Origin of the sequence: Longicatena caecimuris, from assembly GCF_004341945.1 — a bacterium.
GTDB classification, from domain to species: Bacteria; Bacillota_I; Bacilli_A; order Erysipelotrichales; family Erysipelotrichaceae; genus Longicatena; species Longicatena caecimuris.
Map to the genome: position 1 here is coordinate 17,919 of NZ_SMBP01000013.1, position 22,329 is coordinate 40,247.

Sequence of the window (22,329 nt, forward strand, 5' to 3'; positions counted from 1 at the left end):
TAAACATATGAAAATTGGAGGAGTGTTTATGAAAATAGAAACAAAATGCTTACATGCAGGGTATGAACCAAAGAATGGGGAACCACGTGTATTGCCCATTTATCAAAGTACGACATATAAATATGATTCAACTGATTTTGTAGGACAATTATTTGATCTAACAGCAGAAGGGCATATGTATTCACGTATTTCCAATCCTACTGTAGATGCAGTAGAAAAAAAGATTGCCGCATTGGAAGGCGGTATCGGTGCACTATGTACAACAAGTGGACAGAGTGCTTCTTTCATAGCTTTGATGAATTTGTTGGAAAGCGGAGATCATGTGATTTCTTCTTCAACGATTTATGGCGGAACGGTGAATTTATTTGCCATTACTTTGAAGAAGTTTGGCATTGAAGTTACCTTTGTTGACCCGGATGCACAGCCAGCCGAAATTGAAGCTGCTTTTCGTCCGAATACCAAGGCCGTTTTTGGTGAGATCATGGCGAATCCGGCCATGAATGTGTTGGACATTGAAAAGTTTGCCAAACTAGCACATGCCCATGATGTACCTTTATTAATTGATAATACATTTGCTACACCGATTTTGTGCCGTCCATTTGCATGGGGTGCCGATATCGTAATCCATTCAACGACAAAATATATGGATGGACATGCCTTGCAGGTAGGCGGTGTGATCGTAGATAGTGGGAACTTTCCTTGGGATAATGGAAAATTTCCTGGCTTAAGCACACCGGATGAATCTTATCATGGTATTGTTTATACCGAAAGCTTTGGTAAGGCTGCTTATATTACCAAAGCACGCGTACAGCTGATGCGTGATTTAGGTTGCTATCCAGCTGCCCATTCTGCTTTCCTATTAAACCTAGGCTTAGAAACACTGGCTTTGCGCATGGAGCGTCATTGTGCAAATGCCCAGAAAGTGGCTGCATATTTAGAAAGTCAGGAAGCTGTTGAATTTGTAAACTATCCAGGCTTAAAAAGTTCTAAATACTATACTTTGGCACAGAAATATCTGCCAAATGGCTGTTGTGGAGTTATTTCCTTTTCCATTAAAGGGGGAAGGGAGCGCGCCGCTGCCTTTATCGATCATTTACAACTCGCTTCTTTGGAAGTCCATGTAGCCGATATTCGTACCTGTGTCTTGCATCCGGCAAGCTCAACACATCGTCAGTTAAGTGATGAACAGTTGGTAAATTGCGGTATTACCCCAGGCTTGATACGTTTATCATGCGGTATTGAAAATGTGGAAGATATCTTAGATGATCTGAAACAGGCCTTTGCGCAAATTTAGGGTGATTTGGTATGCCAATTAATATACCAAATGGATTGCCTGCTAAGGAGATTTTGGAAAGTGAAAAAATCTTTGCCTTAGAAGAGGATGTTGCCCGAAAACAAGATATTCGTCCATTGCGCATTGCTATTTTAAATCTGATGCCGAAAAAGATTGAAACAGAAACGCAGATCTTGCGTTTGATCAGTAAATCACCTTTACAGGTAGATATTGACTTTATGAAGGTCAGTAACCATGTTTCTAAGAATACCAGTGCCGATCATCTATTGAAATTTTATGATGATTTTTCCATGTTGAAGGAAAATCATTACGATGGTCTTATCATTACCGGAGCACCGGTAGAACATTTAGAATATGAAGATGTGGATTATTGGCAAGAGCTTTGTACGATCATGGAATGGAGCAAATCCCATGTTTATTCCACCGTGCATATCTGTTGGGGTGCGCAGGCAGGCTTATATTATCATTATGGGATCCAAAAGCATTTACTTCCACATAAAGTATTTGGTATCTTCCCGCAGCTCTTGTGTGATGAATATAACTTTTTGACCAATGGCTTTGATGAGGTACATATGACACCGCATTCTCGCCATACAGCGATTGATGAAGAAGCTTTAGCAGAGGTCAAGGAACTGGAAGTTTTATCACGCTCTAATACAACAGGCTCTAATATTATTGCTACACGTGATTTTCGCCGTATCTTCATTATGGGGCATTTAGAATATGGAAAGGATACCTTAGCACAGGAGTATTTCCGTGATCTGAACCAGGGCAAAGAAATTCAGATTCCATATAATTATTTTCCTGAAGATGATCCTAGCAAAGAACCGCTTTTTAAATGGCGTGCCCATGCCAACTTGCTTTATCGCAACTGGCTGAATTATGTATACCAAATGACACCATTTGACCTAAAGGAATTGACAACAGGATGAAATAGTCCTGTTTTCTTTTAAAATTTCATAGTATAATGATAAAAAAAGTAGGAGGTATTTTCACATGGAATATAGAGAGATGAAACATGGATATACACCATCTTTATTAGGATTTGGCTGTATGCGTTTTCCAACGAACAAGGATGGCAGCATTGATGAGAAACAAGCAACGAAAATGTTGGATACAGCCATTGCCCATGGAGTGACGTATATTGATACGGCTTTTCCTTACCATCATGGTGATAGTGAACCTTTTGTGGGCAGGGTGCTGAAAAAATATCCACGTGATAGTTTTTACCTGACAACCAAACTTCCTTTATGGGATCTTACTTCTTTAGATGATGCAAAGGTAATGTTTGAGAAACAGCTTGCGCGTTTAGATGTAGACTATGTTGACTTTTATTTGTTACATGCCTTAGACAAAGCAAAATGGGAAAAGGCAAAACAATTAGGTATTGTGAGCTATTGTGAGGAATTAATGCAAGCAGGAAAGATTCGCAATTTTGGTTTTTCTTTTCATGATAGTTATGAGGTCTTTGAAGAAATTCTAACTTATCGTGCTTGGGATTTTTGTCAGATTCAATATAATTATGTAGATACGGATGTACAGGCCGGAGATCGTGGCTATGCTTTAGCTGAGCAGCTAGGGATTCCAATGGTCATTATGGAACCAATCAAGGGTGGTTCATTATCTTATTTACCAGAAGATATCGCTGCCGAAATGAAGGCATACGCTCCAGAAAAAAGCATTTCTTCTTGGGCATTGCGTTGGGTTGCCAGCAAACCAAATGTGAAGGTTGTCTTAAGTGGCATGTCAAGCATGGAACAGGTCTTGGATAATCTTTCCACCTTCGAGCAATTCACACCATTGCAAGAGGAAGAACGTCAGTTGGTTGAAAGAGCAGCGAAGAAGATCAAAGAGCGTACCCGCAATGGCTGTACCGGATGTAGTTATTGTATGCCTTGCCCTTTCGGTGTAGATATTCCTAAAAATTTCAAATTGTGGAATGAGTATGCTAAATATGCCTTTGTACAAAAAACCAAAGATGCGTATACTAGTATGAAGGAAGAAGAAAAAGCTAGTCATTGTCAACAATGTGGAAAGTGTGAAACGCTATGTCCGCAAGCCTTAACTATTCGTAAGGATCTAAAATGTTTAGATGAGGAATTAACTAATTTATAAACCGATAAGATATTTGCAAACATCTCTTGCAGATATCTTTTTTATTATATACGAATTCTCTATGTTTTTGTCTTAAGTTATACAACCTAGCTGCATTTGTACACATATCTTATTCTATGTCTAGGTATTTGCCATCAGCTATTTTTACCAGGTTCAATATACTAACATAGGAGGTGTTTAAGGATGACATTACAGGAGGTGCCTTTGCTTACACAGGTGGAAATCATAGCATTACATCATGAGGCACATATGAAACGCCGGCTGATGGATCTGGGCTTTGTTGTGGGTAATATCGTAGAACCTATTCTTTCCTCACCCTCCAAAGGTATGCGGGCATATATTGTAAAAGGTGGTAAGATTGCTTTGCGTGCGAGCGATGAAAAGAACATCGAAGTTCGCGAAAAGGGGGAGTTTCGTGCTGTTTGAGAAATTAATGCAGATGAATGAGGAAATTAATGAATTATATGAAAAAGAAACAAAGGGCTATACAATTGCCTTGTTGGGAAATCCAAATGTCGGAAAAAGTACAGTGTTTAATGGTTTGACAGGCATGAAACAGCATACGGGGAATTGGCCTGGTAAAACTGTTGAACTGGCTAGTGGCACTTTTACACATCATGATTGCATTCATGAAATGATCGATCTTCCTGGCACTTATTCACTTTTAGCACATTCTAGTGAGGAAGAGGTAGCACGCAATTTCGTTTGTTTTGAAAAATGTGATGTCTGTCTGGTCGTTTGTGATGCGACGATGTTAGAACGCAATATGAATTTAGTCTTACAAACCATGGAAATTACGAATCGTGTTGTAGTAATTGTTAATTTGATGGATGAAGCCGAAAAGAAACACATCCATCTGGATCTTGATAAATTAGCTAACTTATTACAGGTTGAAGTCGTTGGCATGAGTGCTCGTAATGGAAAAGGATTTCGCAGCTTAAAGGAAGCCATTGAAAAAACAGCTCAAAAACCACTGCGTGAGTGGTGTGTACTGTCTTATGATGCACAATTGCAACAGGCAATCGAAAGACTGGCACAGACTATTCATGCGCCTGGATGGAATCATCATTTTCTGGCATTAAAATTACTTGATCCGCAAGTAGAGGACGAAAAATTTTATGCCGTCTTGACGAATAAAGAGGAAGTTCAGACTATGGTCAGACAGGAACAGGAACATCTAAAAAGAAGTGGCTGCTATGAACAATTTGAGGATATCATAGTGAATGCCTTACAAAAAAAAGCGAAGATGATCTGTGATCAGTGTGTCAAGATTGAGGATGGATCCTATTTAGAAAAGGATATGCGTATGGATCGTATCGTTACGCATAAGGTGTGGGGCTTTTTGTGTATGATCGTGTTATTGGCATTGATTTTTTGGATCACAATTGCCGGTGCCAATGTTCCAAGTGCTTATCTAAGTGCCTTCTTTGTTCAATTGGAAGCATGGCTACATCAGGCTTGTGAGCAGCTGCATGTGGCAAAACTGCTAGAAGGTTTATTCGTGGATGGTATGGTAAAGACAGCAGGATGGGTCATTGCCGTCATGTTGCCACCTATGGCTATTTTCTTTCCCTTATTCACCTTATTAGAAGACTTTGGCTATCTTCCGCGTATTGCCTTTAATCTGGATGGCTTTTTTCAAAAGGCTTGTACGTGTGGAAAACAGGCATTGACTATGGCAATGGGCTTTGGATGCAATGCAGTTGGGGTTAGCGGTGCTCGCATTATTGATAGCCCTAGAGAGCGTTTGATTGCTATTTTGACGAATGTCTTTGTGCCGTGCAATGGACGTTTTCCTACGCTTATCAGTATTATCACCATGTTTTTTGCCGGTATGTTTGCAGCACCGTGGAATGGTTTATTTGCTACGCTCCTGCTGACTCTTGTCATCTTGTTTGGTATCTTTTTGACCTTTTTGGTATCAAAATTCTTATCGAAAACCTTATTAAAGGGTATACCTTCTAGTTTTTCTCTGGAACTACCGCCATATCGCCGCCCACAGTTTGGTAAGGTCATCCTTCGTTCTATCTTTGATCGTACTTTATTTGTTTTGGGAAGGGCCATCAGTGTGGCGTTACCAGCCGGCATCATCATTTGGTTGTTCGCCAACGTGGAGGTGCAGGGAATTACGATCTTAGCATATGTCTCCGGTTTTCTAGATCCTTTTGCGAAATTGATGGGATTGGATGGGGTAATTCTATTAGCATTCTTATTAGGATTTCCAGCAAATGAGATTGTCGTACCTATTATGATTATGGCTTATATGGCAAGTGGTTCTATGAATGATCTAAGTAATCTGACCTTACTTAAGAGTTTATTTGTTGATCATGGTTGGACATGGATCACTGCCATTTGTACGCTGCTGTTCTCCCTTGTGCATTTTCCATGTGCTACCACATTATTGACTATTCATAAAGAAACGCAAAGCTGGAAATGGACATGGCTGGCATTTCTGATTCCTACAATATTAGGAATCCTGTTGTGTATGAGTGTGAATGCTGTTGCACATCTGATTCTTCTGATTTTCCCCTTGTAATTTCAGCATAAGTTCTTTATAATAATAAAGAATACGTTGATGAGGACTAGTAGTAAAATGCCTTCACCCAGAGAGAAAAGACACCAGCTGAAAGTCTTTTTGTGAAAAGCCTTTATGAATTCACCTAGGAGTGGGAGTAATGATCCCCCGTATCACACAGCGGTTATCTGTGTATTGTAAGTAAGTGTGTCGCAAGATGAAACAGGATGGTACCGCCCATACGCATGGGTTCCTGTAGCTTGCGGCTTTTTTTATAAGCAGAAAGGAATGAAAGTATGGAAAAGCTTACAAGTATCAAAGAAGAAGGCCTTGCTAAGATTGCAGCCTGTGAAAGTTTGCATGATCTGCAAGAATTACGTGTATTGTATCTTGGTAAAAAAGGTCCGATTCAGGAAGTTATGAAATCAATGAAAGATCTTCCTAAGGAAGAACGCCCTGCCTTTGGCCAACAGGTCAATGAGGTCAAAACAATGTTTGCGGATGCGATAGAAGAACGCAAGCAGGTGTTGGAAATCAAAGAAATGGAAGAAAAGATTGAAAAGGAAAAAATTGATATCACTTTAGATGGTCAAAAGCCGAACCTGGGCAATTTACATCCTTTGATGCTCATCCAGCAGGAAATTGAAGATTTGTTTATTGGTTTAGGCTATACGGTAGCTGAAGGTCCGGAAGTAGAAGAAGACTTCTATAACTTTGAACGTGCCAATATACCAAAGGATCACCCTGCCAGAGATATGCAGGATACCTTCTACATCAATGAAGAAGAATTGCTACGTACCCACACGACTGCCGTACAAATGCGCCAATTGGAATACTATGCAAAACAAAATTGCCATCTGCCAATCAAGGTCATCTGCCCAGGTAAGGTCTATCGCCGTGATGATGATGATGCAACGCATTCTCATCAGTTTATGCAGTGTGAAGGTTTGGTTGTCGCAGAAGGCATCACCTTATCTGATTTAAAGGGAACCTTGGAATTCTTAGCACAGAAAATGTTCGGTGAAAGCCGTACGATTCGTTTCCGTCCAAGCTATTTCCAGTTTACAGAACCTAGCGTGGAAGTTGATGTTAGTTGTCATGTATGTGGAGGCAAGGGCTGCCCGGTTTGTAAAGGAACCGGTTGGATTGAAATCTTAGGTGCCGGCATGGTGCATCCAAATGTGCTACGTATGGCTGGGTATGATCCTGAGAAATGCAGCGGTTTTGCGTTTGGTGTCGGTATTGAACGTGTAGCTATGCTGAAATATGGCATTACGGATATACGTAATTTCTATACAAATGATCTTCGCTTCTTGAAGACATTTAATCGTTTCGAGTAGGAGGATGTTGGCATGATAATAAGTAAAAAATGGTTAGGACAGTACATGGATCTGTCCGATATTACGATAGAAGAAATGGCCGAACGCATTACCGATGCTGGCTTGGAAGTTGAAGGCGTTGCGCATATGTCAAGTGGCAGTAAATTGGTGATTGGTAAGGTATTGAGCTGTGAAGCACATCCAGATAGTGACCATTTGCATGTTTGTCAGGTGGATCTAGGGGATACAAGTGAGCAAATTGTTTGTGGGGCACCAAATGTTGCCGCTGGACAAAAGGTCATCGTTGCTCGTGTTGGGGCAAAGTTACCTGATGGTGAAATCAAAGCCGGTATGATTCGCGGACAAGCCTCTAATGGCATGATCTGTTCTTTATTGGAGCTTGGTGTTGATGCACATATGCTGAGTGAAGAAAGTAAAAACGGAATTGAGGTCTTGGATGAAGATGCACCTGTTGGCAATGAAGATCCATTAGGATATCTAGGCTTGGATGATGCCATTTTGGATGTTGGATTAACACCAAATCGTAACGATTGTATGGCTGCTTGGTCTATGGCTTTGGAAACCGGGGCTATCTTACATAAAGAAGTGACATTGCCCTATGAAGAAGGCAGTGCTAATATAGGAACACCTACGAAATTAAAAGTTTCCAGTGAAACAGAAAAATGTCCATTATTCTTAGGAAAGGTTATCAATCATGTGACTATCAAACCTTCACCAAAATGGATGAAAGAGCTGTTAATGGCAGCCGGTATGAAATCGATCAATAACGTGGTAGATATTTCCAATATCGTCATGTTAGAAACCGGACAGCCTTTGCATTTCTATGATATCAATGCGATTCCGGCTCAGGAAATCACGGTAAAAGATCATCAAGCATGCACATATACCGCGTTAGATGGTGTTGATTATGCTTTAACTGATGATGATATCGTAATTACCACCGAAGGAAAACCAATTGGTATTGCCGGTATCATGGGCGGCGATGATTCTAAGATTGAAGATACAACAAGTGGAATTATCATTGAAGCAGCCATCTTCCATCATGTGGCAATCCGTAATACGGCACGCCGTTTGAATCTGAATACCGATGCCAGTGTGCGTTACCAAAAAGGCATTGAACCGATGGCAACCTTCAAGGCAATGGATCGAGCAGTTGCTTTATTACGTGAATATGCAGATGCGGATGGTATTGAAGAAACTGTTCAGTATGGGGATAATCACTATACACCGGTTGCCTTTGATGTGAATCTGGACAGCATCAACAAACTGCTAGGTACAACCTTTGCCGAAGCAGAAGTTATGCAAGTATTAGAGGATTTGCACTTTGCTCCTAGCAAACAAGGGGAAAACATTCATGTCTGCATTCCTAGCTATCGTACCGATATCAGTATGGAAGCAGATATTGCAGAAGAAATCATTCGTATTTTAGGGTATGATCGTTTGCCTAGCACTTTGCCATATATGCCAGCAACTTTAGGGGCTTTAGATAAACGTCAAAGAATGCGTAGAAGAGTGCGCGATATCTTAAGTAATCTTGGTTATAATGAGGCTGTCAGCTACTCTTTGGTAAGTAAAAAACATATCGAAGATGCTATCCTTCCATGCAGTCAGGATATCGTAGAAATGGCATCACCAATGAGTGAAGATCGCCGTTATGTACGAAACAGCTTACTGCCATCCTTGTTGGGATGTATTGCTTATAATCAGGCAAGAAATCAGCATGATGTAGCATTGTTTGAAATCAGTAATGTGTATGGCAATCATCATGTAGAAGAACGCTTAGCTGTTGCGGCAAGTGGTGCTTTGCAGAAAAACCGTTGGCAGAAATTCAGTGTGGATGTTGATTTCTACACGTTAAAAGGCTTAGCTGAAAGCATGCTGGAAGCATTAGGTTTTAGTAATAATCGTATTCGTGTTCAAGAAAATAAATTAGATACGAAACATTTCCACCCATATCGCAGTGCAGAGTTATATTTGGGTAAAGAATTACTGGGTATTTTTGGAGAAATTCATCCGGCAATGGCAAAAGAATATGCGATTGATGATGTGTATGGCATGGAATTAAATCTTGAAGTGCTGTTAAACAATAAAGCAAGTAAGGTTAAATTTATCGAAGTCAGCAAATATCCTAGTGTATCACGTGATTTGGCATTGGTTGTTAAAGAAGATGTAAAGGTTGCGGATATCTTAAACAGCATTCGTAAAAATGGTAAATTGGGTAAAGAAAACATCATTCAAAACGTGGAAGTCTTTGATGTTTATACCGGTGAACATGTAGAAGAAGGACATAAATCAATAGCATTGTCCATCAACTTCCAGTCAAATGAGCGTACCTTAAAGGATAAGGAAATCAATGAAATCTTTGATAAAATCCTGGAAACTTTGAAACATGATGTTGATGCCCAATTACGCGCATAGACAAAAAAGTATTAGAATCAAAGCGTAGATATAGTAAAAAGATCAGGCAAAACACTGCCTGATTTTTTCTTTTTGTATGTATGTTTGCGATAAAATGAATTCATAGTATGTAAGAGGATTAGCAAATGCATGGAAAAGGAAATAGTAACATTATAAATCGTTTTTTCGATTCTCAGCAAATGCGATTTGCTCCTTATTGCATGAAATAGGGATGCTTTAATATATTTGTGCAGGCGCTGGCTTTACGATAAACTATGCCAGCTAGACATCCTTCTGTGATATGATTCTTATAGTAACTTCCATAAATTTATGATTTCGTACTATTTTATGTATGTTTCATAATTATCTGTTGAATTTAGCGTAAACAAAAGACTAGTACATAGCTGAAATATGCTTACATCAGATAGTCGCTAAGGAGAAGTTTATCATAATAAGGTTTATCTTCAGCTTTTTCAATGCATTTCAATAGTTTTTTTTGTAGGAGAAATTGAATGCGTGCATGTAAAAAAGTATCATGAATTCCAACAGCTTCTTTGCTAAGAAGCTTTCCTATTACAAAGGCTTCAACAACCGGTTTATGAAATTTAGCAAAAGTTTTTATGATGAGGAAATCATAAAAAGTAAGTGGAACAGTAAGTAAGTTATTATTGATGATGGCACGTAAACTACCATTTTCCTCTTGCAATGTATGCCAGCATTGTGCATAATACTGAATCAGCGATGGGGGAGCAACTTGTTGAAGGGGAAGGTAAGAGAAGAAGGCTTCTGGGGCAACTTCACTCCAAAGATGGTTCACATTAACATGATCTCCATCATGATATTCCCAATCAGGTAGTTTCAGAAGATATACAGTATTTGAAAACTGCCATTGCTGTAATAGATGACAAAACCAATAAAATCCACAAATATCATCCGGTGTTTGGCTGTACCAGATACGGATTGTTTCTTTTTCTTGTAAGCGTTTCTTTAACATCGTCATTTGCTGCTTGGTTTGTTCTATGCAATCCTTAGCCATTTGTGTTCCACTAGGAAGATCTTTTGGTAAATCATGATAAAGCTGCTGCAGTATATCTTGACGTTGGGAAAAGAACAGCTCTTCAGAAATCTTTCCAACACTTAACATAAGGGAAAAACAAAACACATTTTCCCCTACATATGCTTGAAAAGAAGGTGGGATTTCTGTTGGCAAGGTGGTTTGTGAAGAAGATTGCTGATTGTGCAAAAGGGCATGAGCCATTTTTAAACCGCCACCGGCACTTTCTGTAAATGTGATTTCAATCATGAAAGAACCTCCTTTTAGAAGTGATGTTTGTAAAAAGGTGCATGTTAATTTTCATGCACCAAACGAAAGATCAAAATTTGTGGTCTGGCAAACAAACGCATATCCATATTAACAGTCCCCAAACCATTGGAAACATAGAGCTTAGTTTCATTGATGCTATATTTACCATGTGAATATGTATCAGCACCTTCACTTTTCTGTAAAGCTCCTATCAATGGCAAATAAATTTGACCACCGAGAGAATGACCACTGAGGATGATATCTAAATACTTTGTGTTAATTTCATTATTATTAATGATATCAGGACAATGCGTTACCATAATATTAAATTCATCAGAACTAATGTTATCAAAAGGCTTGGATACATTTGGGTTGCCATTGATCATGGAATCTAAGCCAATGAGTGTAATGCTATCTTTACTGCCGTTGCGAATTTGCAATTTCTTATTGGTGATAATTTCAAAATCACTGTTATAAAGAATAGTAGTGACTTTTTGCTTGGCTTCTTTGCTTACTAGATCTTCATCTCCTAATACAGCAAATTTACCTAATGGAGCTTTAATATCTTGTAACAGGGAAGTAATTTCACGCACGGTTTGTGAATCGGGTTTTTGTTCTTCAAAGGAAGTAAAGACATCGCCGCCAAAGATAACAATGTCAGCCCCTGCGGTTTCTAAGGTTTCCATCATGGTAGAAAGTCTTTCTTTTTTCATAAACCCATGATATTTGATATCGCTTATAAAAGCAATTTTAATATCATTCATTGAAGTGGGGATTTTTGTACTACTGATTGTTTCATTTACAAGCTTCACATGATCCACAGAATAGTAGATAGAATAAAAGAAAACACCTGCAATTAGAAGGGCAAAAAGTAATAATACAGAAACAATTTTTACTAGTTTTTTCACCATGCTGTTTACACCTCATATTCTCATTTATTTTACCATAAAGAAGAGGATAAGAAAATAAAAACCGAAGGTTTCCTTCGGTTAAGATGGTTCATGTGTTGTTGGTTTTCGTGGCGTTTTTCGTTGATTGACGCGTGTGGCTCTAGCTTGTGCCATGGCTGCCATAGCCGCTTTTGAATTAATGATAACAGGAATAACGATAGGATTACGATGTGTCTTATTGTATAAGAACGGTTCCAAAGTAGAACGCACGCAATTCTTTAAATCAGAAAAGGTTGTACGCTGTTTCATTTTTTCCTTCAATGCATCGTATACAATCATTTCTGCTTCTTTCAATAAGCCCTGACTATCTTTAATAAAGACAAATCCACGAGATACAATAACAGGTTTGCATAACACTTTATTTTCTTTTGAATCAATCGCTATGATAGCTGCAACTAATCCATTATCCGCCAAAATCTTACGATCTTTTAAAACGGCAGTAGATACACCGCTGATATCATTACCATCAACATAAATATCATCAGCCGCAATACGGAAGCTGCTTTCGTATACATGGTGATTACGCAAAATCAATACATCCCCATTTGCACAAGTAAAGATATTTTCTTCAGGAATACCAGTCTCCATAGCTGTTTCTTTGTGCTGTTTCAACATTTTATATTCCCCATGGACAGGCATGAAGTATTTCGGCTTAATCAACTGCAGCATCAATTTCTGCTCTTCCTGTGAGGCATGGCCGGTCGTATGCAAATTACCTAAAATTGATTTTGTCAGGACATTTGCCCCGGCTTTAAATAATTTGTTAACAACCTGATTGACACTAGCTCCGTTACCAGGTATCGGAGAAGAAGAGAAAATTACGGTATCACCAGGAATCAGTTTGATGAAACGATGTGTTCCATTCGCAATACGAGACAATGCCGCAAGTGGTTCTCCTTGGCTGCCGGTACATACGATACATGTCTTTGATGCTGGTGTATGAGAAAGCTGTTCCGGTTTTAAGAAGTGTTCTTCACCAACCTTGATCTTACCCATTTTACGTCCAATGGTTACAACATTCTCCATGCTACGTCCAAAGATAATGACCTTACGTCCACAAGCAACAGCCGCTTCTAAGATTTGCGAAACGCGATAGACATTACTAGCAAAGGTTGCTACAATTAAACGTCCATCCGTTTTTTTCATGGTATCTAAAATTTCTGCTGCCACTTTCTTTTCAGAAATGGAAAAATCCGCTACACCAGAGTTGGTAGAATCACTCATTAATAAGTCTACGCCAATCTGTCCCATATAAGCCATGACCTGATAATCAGCATTGCTGCCAACCGGTGTCAAGTCAAATTTAAAGTCACCAGTTTCAACGATACGCCCATTTGGCGTATTAATCAAAATACCCAAAGAATCAGGTATCGAATGTGTCGTGTTGAAGAAACCACATGTGAAATGTTGCATCTTGACCGAACTACGATCATTGATTTCTACGATTTTAACGCCTCTTAGCATTTTACGTTCTTCTAATTTTTTATTGATTAACGCTACCGCAAAAGCCGGTGCGTAAATAGCTTCGATATCAACACTTTTTAAAAGGAAGGGAATTCCTCCAATATGATCCTCATGACCATGCGTGATAATTAATATTTTACGTTTACGATTATTCTTCACCAGATAGTTATAATCTGGAATGACATAATCGACACCGAGAAGATCGTCCTCAGGAAAACGAACACCAGAGTCAATGATTAAGATTTCATTCTCGTGTTCAAAGCAGTACATATTTTTTCCGACTTCGCCTAATCCGCCCATTGCATAAATTAGCGTATCGCCTCGTTCGGTATTTATTTTATTATAACTGTCTTTATTCGTTGTATCCTGACTGATTCTCGGTGCACGATTTTTATTTGTTGTATGATGATTTATCATAATAACTCCTTTCTTACTATATTTGATATGCACCCTATATCTTTTTCTATTATAACATAAATCAGCGAAAATAATCAGCTTCTGTATCTTTTTTTCATTTAACTACCTGTTTTGGGCATAAAAAATGCTCTTAATGAGCATTTATTCAATAACCTTAGCGTCTGGAATTTCCTGCCAAGGATTCGTAACATTGATATGATCATAAAACAAAGTACCATTGAAATGATCCATTTCATGTTGTAATACAATGGCGAGATAACCGCTAGCTGAAATTACGATTTCTTCATTACGTAATAAATCAAAGCCTTTGACCTTAATGCGGGCAGCTCGAGGAACGATGCCTTCATGTTCTTCTTCTACAGATAAACAGCCTTCACCGTTTTTCAGATATGCTTTTTGAATTGATTCAGAAATAATCTTAGGATTTGCTAAAGCAAATTCATAATCTTCTTCTTCATCTTTAGGAACAACAACAGCAAGCATTTTTTTAGGAATTCCTAATTGAATCGCCGCTATGCCGACGGCTGGGCGTAGGTTCTGCTTTTCTGCCAGTTCACTGTCTTGTGAGTCATGAACATATTGCAACATGTCCATTAACAATTCTTTATCTTCTTCATGCATCGGAATTGGTACGGTGACGCTTTTTTCTCTAACGATAGGATCACTATCCTTAACGATGTTATCATAATTAAAGCTCATATACAGACTCCTTTTCTTTCGTTCTTTATTTTATACGCTTTTCTTTCAGAATGGAAGAGTTTTGCTAAATAAATATTAAAAAATGATATAGAATATGATATCATTAAGAGTACATGAAAGAAAGGAGAATGTCACTTGCGGATAAAAAATATAATTGTATCTTTAAAGATGCCTAAGAAATTTGATGTGGCGCTGCAGGCAGCTGTGTTGATCCTAATTGCTTTTGGTACTTTAATGATCATTTCAACGAATGCCGGAAAGGCCGGTGGCTTACTGGTTCTGGTGAAAGTTATCCTCAAACAGATGGCTTTTGTGGTATTCTCATATGTCTTAATGACTTTTTTTGCTAATAACTTTACGATGACAAGGGCAAAGAAGCTTTATCTTTATGCTGGTTTAATACTATTAGGCTTATTGGCATTTACTTTAGTATCAAAAGAAACGTTTGGTTCTAAGGCATGGATTCAAATTCCGATTCCTGGAATGGAGGTCACTTTGCAGCCTTCGGAATTTGCTAAAATCTTCATGGTGGTTATCATGGCTGTGTATGTAGAATTGGCAGGTCGCAAAAACTATGATTTTTGGACAATTGTGCGCATTCCAGTCATATTCTTTATTGTTTTCTTTGTGATAATTTTATTTCAGCGCGATTTAGGTACGATGTTGGTATTGACGATGATCACGATAATCTGCTTTTTAATACCTTCCCATCGCAGCTTAAGAAAAGCACAGCGTACGGTAAAACTGTTACTCATAGTTGGCACAGTATGTACATTGTTCCTTATGAGTGAAACCGGAAGTACGATGGTAGCAAAACTGCCTGTTTTTAAACATGTAAGTAGTCGTGTGGATATCGCCATCGATCCTTTCCAACATCCGCATGGTGTAGGGTATCAATTGATTAATGGCTTATATGGTTTCGCCAGAGGCGGTATCACAGGTGTAGGTTTTGGTAGCTCTATTCAAAAATATGGATATCTTACACAGTCCGATAATGATTTCATCCTCTCTATCGTTGTAGAAGAATTAGGCGTGTTTGGATTAGGTATCGTAGTAATCGGCTACTTGCTTATTTTACAACGCTTATTCTATTATGCTTTTCATACGCAAAGTGAAGGCTATAAAATTATTTTGATTGGTACCGGCATGTATATTTTTGTACATTTTGTTTTGAATGTCGGTGGTGTCAGCGGATTGATACCGTTGACTGGTGTACCATTATTGTTTATATCCAGTGGCGGTAGTTCTTTGATGTCTATCATGAGTGCCATAGGAATATCTCAGGGGGTCATCTCACGCATTCGACGTCAGGGCAGTGTGAAAGTAGGCGTAGATAAAAAAAGAGCCCCAAGGGGTAGGGACTCTTTAAGAAAGGGAAGAGGAGAAACAAAGATTGGGGGGTAGCAACCATTTACTTGGTTGCACTAGTATGATGCCCATCCAATTTTGGTTTATACATAAGGAGTTGAAAAAAATGCGAATAGTTGCAGGAAAATTTCGTTCTCGTGTTATAGAGGCAGTAGATGGGGATGCGACACGGCCTACTTTAGATAAAGTAAAAGAGGCAGTATTCTCAAGAATTGGGCCATATTTTGATGGTGGTGAGATGCTGGATTTGTTTGGCGGTAGTGGAAATATGTCTTTGGAAGCTATCAGTCGTGGCATATCCCATTCCATCCTTTGTGATATTCATGGCAAGGCGATTGCGACTATACGTCGGAATATTAAAACATTAGGCATTCAGCAAAATTGTGAAATATGGAAGATGGATTACAAGAAAGCTCTAGCAGCTGCTAGTGAACAAGGAAGAAAATTTGATCTTGTTTATCTAGATCCACCTTATCAAATACAACAGATTGATTGGATCTTAACTTACTTGGAGGAACATGATCTGCTTTCTTCAGGAGCTGATGTTGTTTGCGAAAGTCTTAAAGAGGATTCCTTTAAAGAGTATTATGGAACATTAGAGCAGGTAAAAGATGCCACCTATGGCATTACGCGTATTACATATTATAAGAAGAGGTAAGGGTGAAAACTTGATAAAAATGGGGAACTTAAAAATACGGCAAAGGTACTTATTTAAATTAAGCAAATAAGAAATACCATTTACTTCCACATGCTCTATATTGTTCTTTCCTAAAAACTATAAAACAACTAGTGGTAAGTGTGTTTAGAAAATTTGTGCCCGCATGTAGCGAAAGAATGGAGGCTATTATGAAAAAAGCCATTTTTCCCGGCAGCTTTGATCCAATCACCAATGGACATCTGGATATTATCACCAGAGCTAGCCATTTGTTTGATGAAGTTATTGTTGTCATATTAGAGAATTCAGAAAAACGTTCTGCGTTCACTTTAGAAGAGCGCCTACAGTTTATGAAAGCAGCCTGTGCGAAATTAGCGAACGTACGCATTGATCACGATACCTGTCTGACGGTAGAATATGCAAGAAAACATGGAGCTTCTGCCATCATTCGCGGTGTTCGCAGTGTGAAGGATTATGAGTACGAACGCGATATTGCTAGTATCAATCAGCATATGGCTGAAGATATTGAAACAATCCTTTTATTTGCTTCTCCTTCACAATCTTTTGTATCTAGTACCATCATTCGGGAAATGGTACGCTATGGTCAAGATATTTCCGCATTTGTGAATGATGAAGTAAGGAAGGCATGTGTACAACGTTTAAAAGATGAAGAAGGTAAATAGAAAAGGGAAGGAATCCAACACGCTTAGGATTGATCATAGCAGTGTTGGATTCTTTTATTTCATATATTCATCAACATCGTATGATTATATAAAAAGATGGTCTTGTTGAGACTTGATAAAGGAGAAATCAAATATGCGATACGTAATAAGTAAGAAATACGTAAGAAGAAAGCATGGTAACGATTCATAAAAAATGGTATACTAAATAGGAAGTCAACAGAAAGGATGAGTGTATGAGCACACACTTTAAACCGCCTGGAAAAGAGGCAATGAAAAGTAAAACCATTACCTCAATCTGTATGCTGGCAATTATCATCAGCTTGTATGCGACTTGTTATATGTTGTTTTTTAGAACAGTTGATGTTGATTTAACAAAGGACATTTCTATTGTATATGATGGAGAAAGTGGTTCTGCCAGTGTTAAGGTTTTTAATAGTATTACGGATTACAATCAACGGAAACAAGAATTTATGGATTCCGTTGCGTATAAGGTTTCACCTAAGAAGAATTTGCAAAATGGCGATACGCTTTTGATAAGCAGCACCTATGATGAAGATTTGGCGGATCAATACCATATTCATCCCATTCATACGATACGAAAGATAACAGTAGAAAATTTACCGGAACGTTTAAGCAGTGTCGATGAATTGCAACCAGCTTTTTTGAAAGAAATCAATCAAAGAGGAACCAGTTATTTAAAAAAGAATATGGAACAGATTTTAAATGAAGATTTCACTGATTTCTACATTAATTCGAAACCAGAACTACAAGAGCAAAAATTAATGTATCGTATTTTTATGGATGCAAACAAGAAAAGTAATAAAGACCGAATCTTAGATATTTATGCCATAACGGCAAAAGGTCAGGTCAATGTTTCCGCAAAAGGTGAAAAGCTAGAAGAGAAGGAAAGTACGATTTATTATATGATTACATATAATGAAATTAATACCTCTTTCATGTTACGTGAGGAAAATATCTATGGTGAAAAACTGATTTATAGTGGTACAAAAGATTTAACAAATCAAAAAGTGTTTGAAAAAGTCATTCAGAATAAATATGGGAAACAATTCCATATAACATTTTTAGATTTACCTGTGTATACCGATGACAAATAACAATGACCATGGATAGCTTCTTATATGGAATGGCATGATACGAAGCGTAATAAAAAAAGGATTCATTTTGAAATGAAATGAACCCCAAAGTTTGGACAATCAAATGAAAGGGGTTCATTTTTAAATGTCAAAACTTACAAGAGAACAAAAAATAGAAATATATAAAAGAAGAAAGCAAGGAGAAAACTTAAAATCATTGTCAAAAGAATATTCTGTTCTTAAGGGTAATATATATTACATGATAAAACTAATAGATGAACATGGTGAAGATATTCTAAGGAAAGATAAGAATAGGCACTACTCTCCTTTATTAAAAGAAGAAATCATAAACAAAGTCTTACATCAACATCACACGATTATGTCCACTGCAATTGAGTATGGACTATCTTCAGATGGTATATTATTTAATTGGATTAAGTCGTATAAAGAGAATGGATATGTTATAGTAGAGAGGAAAAAAGGAAGGCCTCCAACTATGCCAAAGAAAAACATTGTAAATAAAGATTATAAAGATATGACACCAGAGGAAAAGATTAAATATCTTGAAGATAAAAATTTATATTTAGAAGCGGAGAATGAATATTTAAAAAAATTGAGAGCTGTAATTCAGGCAAGGAAGAATCAACAATCAAAGAAAAAGTAGCGGTTGTTTTTGAATTACAGCGTAAATACCCAATTCGTATTCTTCTACATATTTCAAGACTGAAAAGATCTACATATTATTATACTTTATCTAAGACCAATAAGGATATGAAGAACGATAAAGTTATGAACACTATTATTGATATCTACTATACACATAAAGGTCGTTATGGATACCGCAGAATCACGCTAGAATTGATAAATAAAGGGTTTATGATGAATCATAAGAAGGTAAAACGGTTGATGTCTGTGATGGGCTTATATGGCGTTACACCAAAAGCAAAATACAAGTCTTATAAAGGTGATATGAATGGCACTGTAAAAAACCAACTGCTTACACAAGTTATCGATAAAGAAAATCACAAAACTTATTATGAGAGAAATTTTGAAACAACACGGTGCAATCAGAAATGGTCGACAGATGTTTCTGAATTTCATATAGGAGCAGGTAAACTGTATTTATCCCCAATCATCGATTTACATAATCGTGAAATCATATCCTACAGCATATCGAAAAGTCCTAATTTTAAACAAACAAAGGACATGCTTGATCAAGCATTTGACAAACATCTAAACCTTAATGGATTAATCTTTCAATCTGATCAAGGATGGCAATATCAAATGGAAGTTTATCATAAAAGCCTAGAAGAGAAAGGGATTATTCAATCCATGTCACGTAAAGGAAATTGCTTAGATAACTCTCCTATGGAGAATTTCTTTGGTAAGATGAAGAATGAAATGTTTTATGGACATGAATATGAATATAAAACATTAGAAGAATTAGAACTTGCCATGGAAGAATATATTACGTATTATAATACTCAGAGAATAACAACCAAATTAAAAGGATTAACTCCTGTACAATACAGAAATCAATCCTTATTAACTACTTGATTTAGCTTATTTACTTTTTGTCCAAATAATTGGGTTCACTTCATTTCACAATTAATGGATCCTTTTTTTACCTTCATTAAATGCTATCGTGATAACAATGTCATACAGTCTTTAAGAGTTCAGCCAAAGCCTCTAAATCTTGTTTTTCACTTTCATGAAATTGAATGACACAAGCATCTTCCTTTGAATAACGTGGAATTAAATGGATATGGAAATGCGGAACGCTTTGTCCAGCCACTTCATTTACATTACTAAGAATGTTCATTCCTTCTGCTTGCAATGTTTTACATATTCTATTAGCCAGCTTTTGAGCAACTTCCATCATGTGTTTCAAGGTTTTACTGTCACATTCTAAAAAGTTATCATAATGTTGCTTAGGAATTACCAGAGTATGGCCCTTGGTTACTTGTGAAATATCTAAAAAAGCCATGACCTCATCATCTTCATAAAGGCAATAGGAGGGAATTTCCTTTGCGGCAATCTTACAAAAAATACACATCTTATGATCATCCTTTCTGTAACGTCATTATAACAGAATTCAGATAAAAGAAAAAGAGCGGCAACGCTCTTATTTCTGGGTAATATAGCTTTCGTTTGTGCTCTTAATCTGATTTAAGATATCAATATCATAGATTGTAAAGTTATACTTCTTCAAATAATGTTCCATCATGGTGTTTGATAAATCACTAACACCAGCAACTAAAGCGTCATTTGCTTCATCAGCAAAACTACTAGGATCAATATTTGTTAAATTGACAAGATAATAGGTTTTACCTTCTGTATCTTCAATCACTTCTTTGATAAGTCCCTTACTGGATGTTGCAGTAATTTTACTGAAAACAACATCAGGAAGTCCAGATCCGCTGAAGTAGATTTTTTCACTTCCATCATAGGTTCCTGTCTTGCCATATTTTTTAGCTACTGTTTTCGCACTATCGCCTTTTTTTAAGGCAGCAAGTGCTTTTTCGGCATTTTCTTGCTTTTCTATCTGAATCACATTCGCTTTTACCGGATGGTATTTTTCAAATAATGTTTTTTGATTGTCTTTTGCATATTTCTTTAATAATTCTTTGTTTAATAAAGAAGGGTAGCTCGCTTTTTCTAAATATTCTTCTTCACTGTTGAATCCATAACTTTTAATAGCATTTAGAAAGGCTTCTTCGCCGCCAAACGTTTTTTTCGTGGATGCCAATGTCTTTTTGGCCTCTTTTTTCATATCTTCGCTAAGCTTGATACCTTCTTTTTCATATATTTTATTTTGTACTAATTCTATTGTAGCACTGCCACCATTGCTGCCTTTTAGCAGATTATACAATTTATCTTTAGTTATTGTCGTATCGCCAACGCTTACTAATTTTTCACTGCCATTCGATATATCCGCAACGGCATCCTTACATCCTGTAAGAGTTGCCAGCATGGCGAATGCACATACGATAAGTCCTGCTTTTTTCATTTCCATGCCTCCTTATTTGCTTTCCAGGGATGCCTGGATGTCTTTTTTGATATCATCATTACCATATGTTACATCTAATTTCTTCATGGCTTCACTGATGTATTTGCTTGCTAAATCACTATTTGCGTTTTCAATAGCGCTATAGATGGAGTCTTTTGCTTTTTTATCCTTTAGGATAGCATCTTTATCGGTTTCTTCTACCTTGATCATATGCCAGCCATTGTAATTGTCATTACTTTCTTTGACCCAATTGCTAACTTCACCTTTTTTCATCTTCAACGCCTGTTTCTTAAAGCTGTCTACAAAGCCTGTTGTAGAATCCATGTATCCAAGATAGCCGCCTTTTTCAGCACTTGATGTGTCGCCTTTATCCTTGTATTTCTTAGCGACTTCGGCAAAACTCATGGTCTTTAAATCTTTTTCAATTGCTTTGACGGTTTTCATCTCTTCCTCAGTAGGATTGTTAGCATCTTTCATTTTCACTAAGATATGAGAAACCGTACGTCCCTTGTTTTTCTCATAGAGCGGTGTAAATAATTCCTCCATATGTTTGTCGATGTAGTCTTTCTGCATTTTTGACATTTTTGCTTGTACGTTACAGAAATAATCTAATTCATCTTCTTGGAATCCATATTTTGCTAATTCTGTTTTCAAATACTCTTCAGCGCTCTGACCAGAACTGCTCGCCTGATTTTGCGCATTGCTGTTCAAATACTCTTTTAATTGATCTGCAGTTTTTTCAATTTCATCTGTAGATTTGACGCTTTCATCAATAACAGCTGCTTGGAAACGCAGATATAAAAGGGTATTACCACCGTTTGATTTGTACATGGAATCATACAGATCATCAGCTGAAATACTTTTTCCATTGATCGTTGCAATGACATCTTTACCATTTTCGCTTTTACCAGGGAGCTTGCCCTTATTTGTATCATAGATGATAAATACGGTAAATCCGATGAAAATAAGTGCAATCAATACAACGAACCATTGCTTCTTTAATGTGTCTATCATATAGGTCCTCC

General features: G+C 37.4%; 19 protein-coding genes. 12 read left to right on the top strand and 7 right to left on the bottom strand.

Annotated features, from left to right (window positions below):
- Positions 1-28 precede the first annotated feature (28 nt).
- The 7 genes from EDD61_RS08370 to pheT all read left to right on the top strand — a co-directional run bounded on the left by EDD61_RS08370 (position 29) and on the right by pheT (position 9,682).
- Entirely contained in the window at positions 29-1,294 is a 1,266-nt protein-coding gene (locus tag EDD61_RS08370) for an O-acetylhomoserine aminocarboxypropyltransferase/cysteine synthase family protein (RefSeq protein WP_008687992.1), read from the top strand.
- A gap of 11 nt (positions 1,295-1,305) precedes the next feature.
- Positions 1,306-2,226: a homoserine O-acetyltransferase MetA gene (gene metA, locus EDD61_RS08375; RefSeq protein WP_132224987.1), complete on the top strand. Its 921-nt coding sequence runs from the start codon at positions 1,306-1,308 to the stop codon at positions 2,224-2,226.
- A gap of 64 nt (positions 2,227-2,290) precedes the next feature.
- Positions 2,291-3,409 (top strand): aldo/keto reductase, encoded by a 1,119-nt coding sequence (locus EDD61_RS08380; protein WP_132224989.1) that lies wholly within the window; start codon positions 2,291-2,293, stop codon positions 3,407-3,409.
- A 183-nt stretch (positions 3,410-3,592) separates the two neighbouring features.
- Positions 3,593-3,835, top strand: a complete 243-nt coding sequence (locus EDD61_RS08385; RefSeq protein WP_008687996.1) for a FeoA family protein — start codon at positions 3,593-3,595, stop codon at positions 3,833-3,835.
- The gene (gene feoB / locus EDD61_RS08390; RefSeq protein ID WP_132224991.1) at positions 3,825-5,945 is read left to right on the top strand and encodes a ferrous iron transport protein B; all 2,121 of its coding nucleotides are present in this window, start codon (positions 3,825-3,827) and stop codon (positions 5,943-5,945) included. Before EDD61_RS08385 ends, feoB begins: the two co-directional genes overlap by 11 nt.
- Positions 5,946-6,220: 275 nt before the next feature.
- A complete protein-coding gene (gene pheS / locus EDD61_RS08395; protein WP_008687999.1) occupies positions 6,221-7,264 on the top strand; it encodes a phenylalanine--tRNA ligase subunit alpha in 1,044 nt (347 codons plus the stop codon).
- 12 nt (positions 7,265-7,276) lie between these two features.
- Positions 7,277-9,682, top strand: coding sequence for a phenylalanine--tRNA ligase subunit beta (pheT, locus tag EDD61_RS08400; protein WP_132224993.1), 2,406 nt, complete (start codon positions 7,277-7,279; stop codon positions 9,680-9,682).
- A gap of 394 nt (positions 9,683-10,076) precedes the next feature.
- On the opposite strand, the gene EDD61_RS13945 is transcribed toward pheT, so the two are convergent.
- The 4 genes from EDD61_RS13945 to def all read right to left on the bottom strand — a co-directional run bounded on the left by EDD61_RS13945 (position 10,077) and on the right by def (position 14,494).
- Positions 10,077-10,964, bottom strand: coding sequence for a DUF1835 domain-containing protein (locus tag EDD61_RS13945; protein ID WP_207901014.1), 888 nt, complete (start codon positions 10,962-10,964; stop codon positions 10,077-10,079).
- Positions 10,965-11,008: 44 nt separating this feature from the next.
- Positions 11,009-11,875, bottom strand: coding sequence for a metallophosphoesterase (locus EDD61_RS08415; protein ID WP_132224995.1), 867 nt, complete (start codon positions 11,873-11,875; stop codon positions 11,009-11,011).
- A 78-nt stretch (positions 11,876-11,953) separates the two neighbouring features.
- Complete coding sequence (gene rnjA, locus EDD61_RS08420; RefSeq protein WP_008688007.1) at positions 11,954-13,795, bottom strand: ribonuclease J1; 1,842 nt, start codon at positions 13,793-13,795, stop codon at positions 11,954-11,956.
- A 141-nt stretch (positions 13,796-13,936) separates the two neighbouring features.
- Positions 13,937-14,494, bottom strand: coding sequence for a peptide deformylase (gene def, locus EDD61_RS08425; RefSeq protein ID WP_132224997.1), 558 nt, complete (start codon positions 14,492-14,494; stop codon positions 13,937-13,939).
- A 135-nt stretch (positions 14,495-14,629) separates the two neighbouring features.
- Here def and EDD61_RS08430 point away from each other — a divergent pair, with 135 nt between their 5' ends.
- The 5 genes from EDD61_RS08430 (at position 14,630) to EDD61_RS08450 (ending at position 19,851) form a co-directional block, all read left to right on the top strand.
- The gene (locus tag EDD61_RS08430; protein ID WP_008688009.1) at positions 14,630-15,898 is read left to right on the top strand and encodes an FtsW/RodA/SpoVE family cell cycle protein; all 1,269 of its coding nucleotides are present in this window, start codon (positions 14,630-14,632) and stop codon (positions 15,896-15,898) included.
- A gap of 28 nt (positions 15,899-15,926) precedes the next feature.
- On the top strand, positions 15,927-16,520 hold the full coding sequence (gene rsmD, locus EDD61_RS08435; protein WP_132225028.1) for a 16S rRNA (guanine(966)-N(2))-methyltransferase RsmD: 594 nt from the start codon (positions 15,927-15,929) through the stop codon (positions 16,518-16,520).
- A gap of 188 nt (positions 16,521-16,708) precedes the next feature.
- Positions 16,709-17,200 carry a pantetheine-phosphate adenylyltransferase gene (gene coaD / locus EDD61_RS08440; RefSeq protein WP_008688011.1) on the top strand — a complete coding sequence of 164 codons (492 nt, stop codon included), beginning with the start codon at positions 16,709-16,711 and terminating at the stop codon, positions 17,198-17,200.
- 233 nt (positions 17,201-17,433) lie between these two features.
- Positions 17,434-18,315 carry a hypothetical protein gene (locus EDD61_RS08445; RefSeq protein ID WP_008688017.1) on the top strand — a complete coding sequence of 294 codons (882 nt, stop codon included), beginning with the start codon at positions 17,434-17,436 and terminating at the stop codon, positions 18,313-18,315.
- Positions 18,316-18,439: 124 nt separating this feature from the next.
- Positions 18,440-19,851, top strand: a protein-coding gene (locus EDD61_RS08450) for an IS3 family transposase (protein WP_119957509.1) whose coding sequence is annotated in 2 segments (ribosomal slippage) — positions 18,440-18,943 and positions 18,946-19,851 — 1,410 coding nt in all. Because the reading frame shifts where the segments join, the coding sequence is not laid out codon by codon here.
- 100 nt (positions 19,852-19,951) lie between these two features.
- Here EDD61_RS08450 and EDD61_RS08455 read toward each other — a convergent pair.
- The 3 genes from EDD61_RS08455 to EDD61_RS08465 form a co-directional block, all read right to left on the bottom strand.
- Positions 19,952-20,350: an HIT family protein gene (locus tag EDD61_RS08455; RefSeq protein ID WP_008688019.1), complete on the bottom strand. Its 399-nt coding sequence runs from the start codon at positions 20,348-20,350 to the stop codon at positions 19,952-19,954.
- A gap of 69 nt (positions 20,351-20,419) precedes the next feature.
- Positions 20,420-21,304: a peptidylprolyl isomerase gene (locus EDD61_RS08460; protein WP_008688021.1), complete on the bottom strand. Its 885-nt coding sequence runs from the start codon at positions 21,302-21,304 to the stop codon at positions 20,420-20,422.
- Between the two features lie 12 nt (positions 21,305-21,316).
- A complete protein-coding gene (locus EDD61_RS08465) occupies positions 21,317-22,318 on the bottom strand; it encodes a peptidylprolyl isomerase (protein WP_008688023.1) in 1,002 nt (333 codons plus the stop codon).
- Positions 22,319-22,329: the final 11 nt, after the last annotated feature.

Coding starts and splice junctions, on each gene's coding strand:
- EDD61_RS08370 (WP_008687992.1), top strand. CDS start 29: ATGAAAATAGAAACAAAATGCTTACATGCAGGGTATGAACCAAAGAAT.
- metA (WP_132224987.1), top strand. CDS start 1,306: ATGCCAATTAATATACCAAATGGATTGCCTGCTAAGGAGATTTTGGAA.
- EDD61_RS08380 (WP_132224989.1), top strand. CDS start 2,291: ATGGAATATAGAGAGATGAAACATGGATATACACCATCTTTATTAGGA.
- EDD61_RS08385 (WP_008687996.1), top strand. CDS start 3,593: ATGACATTACAGGAGGTGCCTTTGCTTACACAGGTGGAAATCATAGCA.
- pheS (WP_008687999.1), top strand. CDS start 6,221: ATGGAAAAGCTTACAAGTATCAAAGAAGAAGGCCTTGCTAAGATTGCA.
- pheT (WP_132224993.1), top strand. CDS start 7,277: ATGATAATAAGTAAAAAATGGTTAGGACAGTACATGGATCTGTCCGAT.
- EDD61_RS13945 (WP_207901014.1), bottom strand. CDS start 10,964: ATGATTGAAATCACATTTACAGAAAGTGCCGGTGGCGGTTTAAAAATG.
- EDD61_RS08415 (WP_132224995.1), bottom strand. CDS start 11,875: ATGGTGAAAAAACTAGTAAAAATTGTTTCTGTATTATTACTTTTTGCC.
- rnjA (WP_008688007.1), bottom strand. CDS start 13,795: ATGATAAATCATCATACAACAAATAAAAATCGTGCACCGAGAATCAGT.
- def (WP_132224997.1), bottom strand. CDS start 14,494: ATGAGCTTTAATTATGATAACATCGTTAAGGATAGTGATCCTATCGTT.
- rsmD (WP_132225028.1), top strand. CDS start 15,927: ATGCCCATCCAATTTTGGTTTATACATAAGGAGTTGAAAAAAATGCGA.
- coaD (WP_008688011.1), top strand. CDS start 16,709: ATGAAAAAAGCCATTTTTCCCGGCAGCTTTGATCCAATCACCAATGGA.
- EDD61_RS08445 (WP_008688017.1), top strand. CDS start 17,434: ATGAGCACACACTTTAAACCGCCTGGAAAAGAGGCAATGAAAAGTAAA.
- EDD61_RS08455 (WP_008688019.1), bottom strand. CDS start 20,350: ATGTGTATTTTTTGTAAGATTGCCGCAAAGGAAATTCCCTCCTATTGC.
- EDD61_RS08460 (WP_008688021.1), bottom strand. CDS start 21,304: ATGAAAAAAGCAGGACTTATCGTATGTGCATTCGCCATGCTGGCAACT.
- EDD61_RS08465 (WP_008688023.1), bottom strand. CDS start 22,318: ATGATAGACACATTAAAGAAGCAATGGTTCGTTGTATTGATTGCACTT.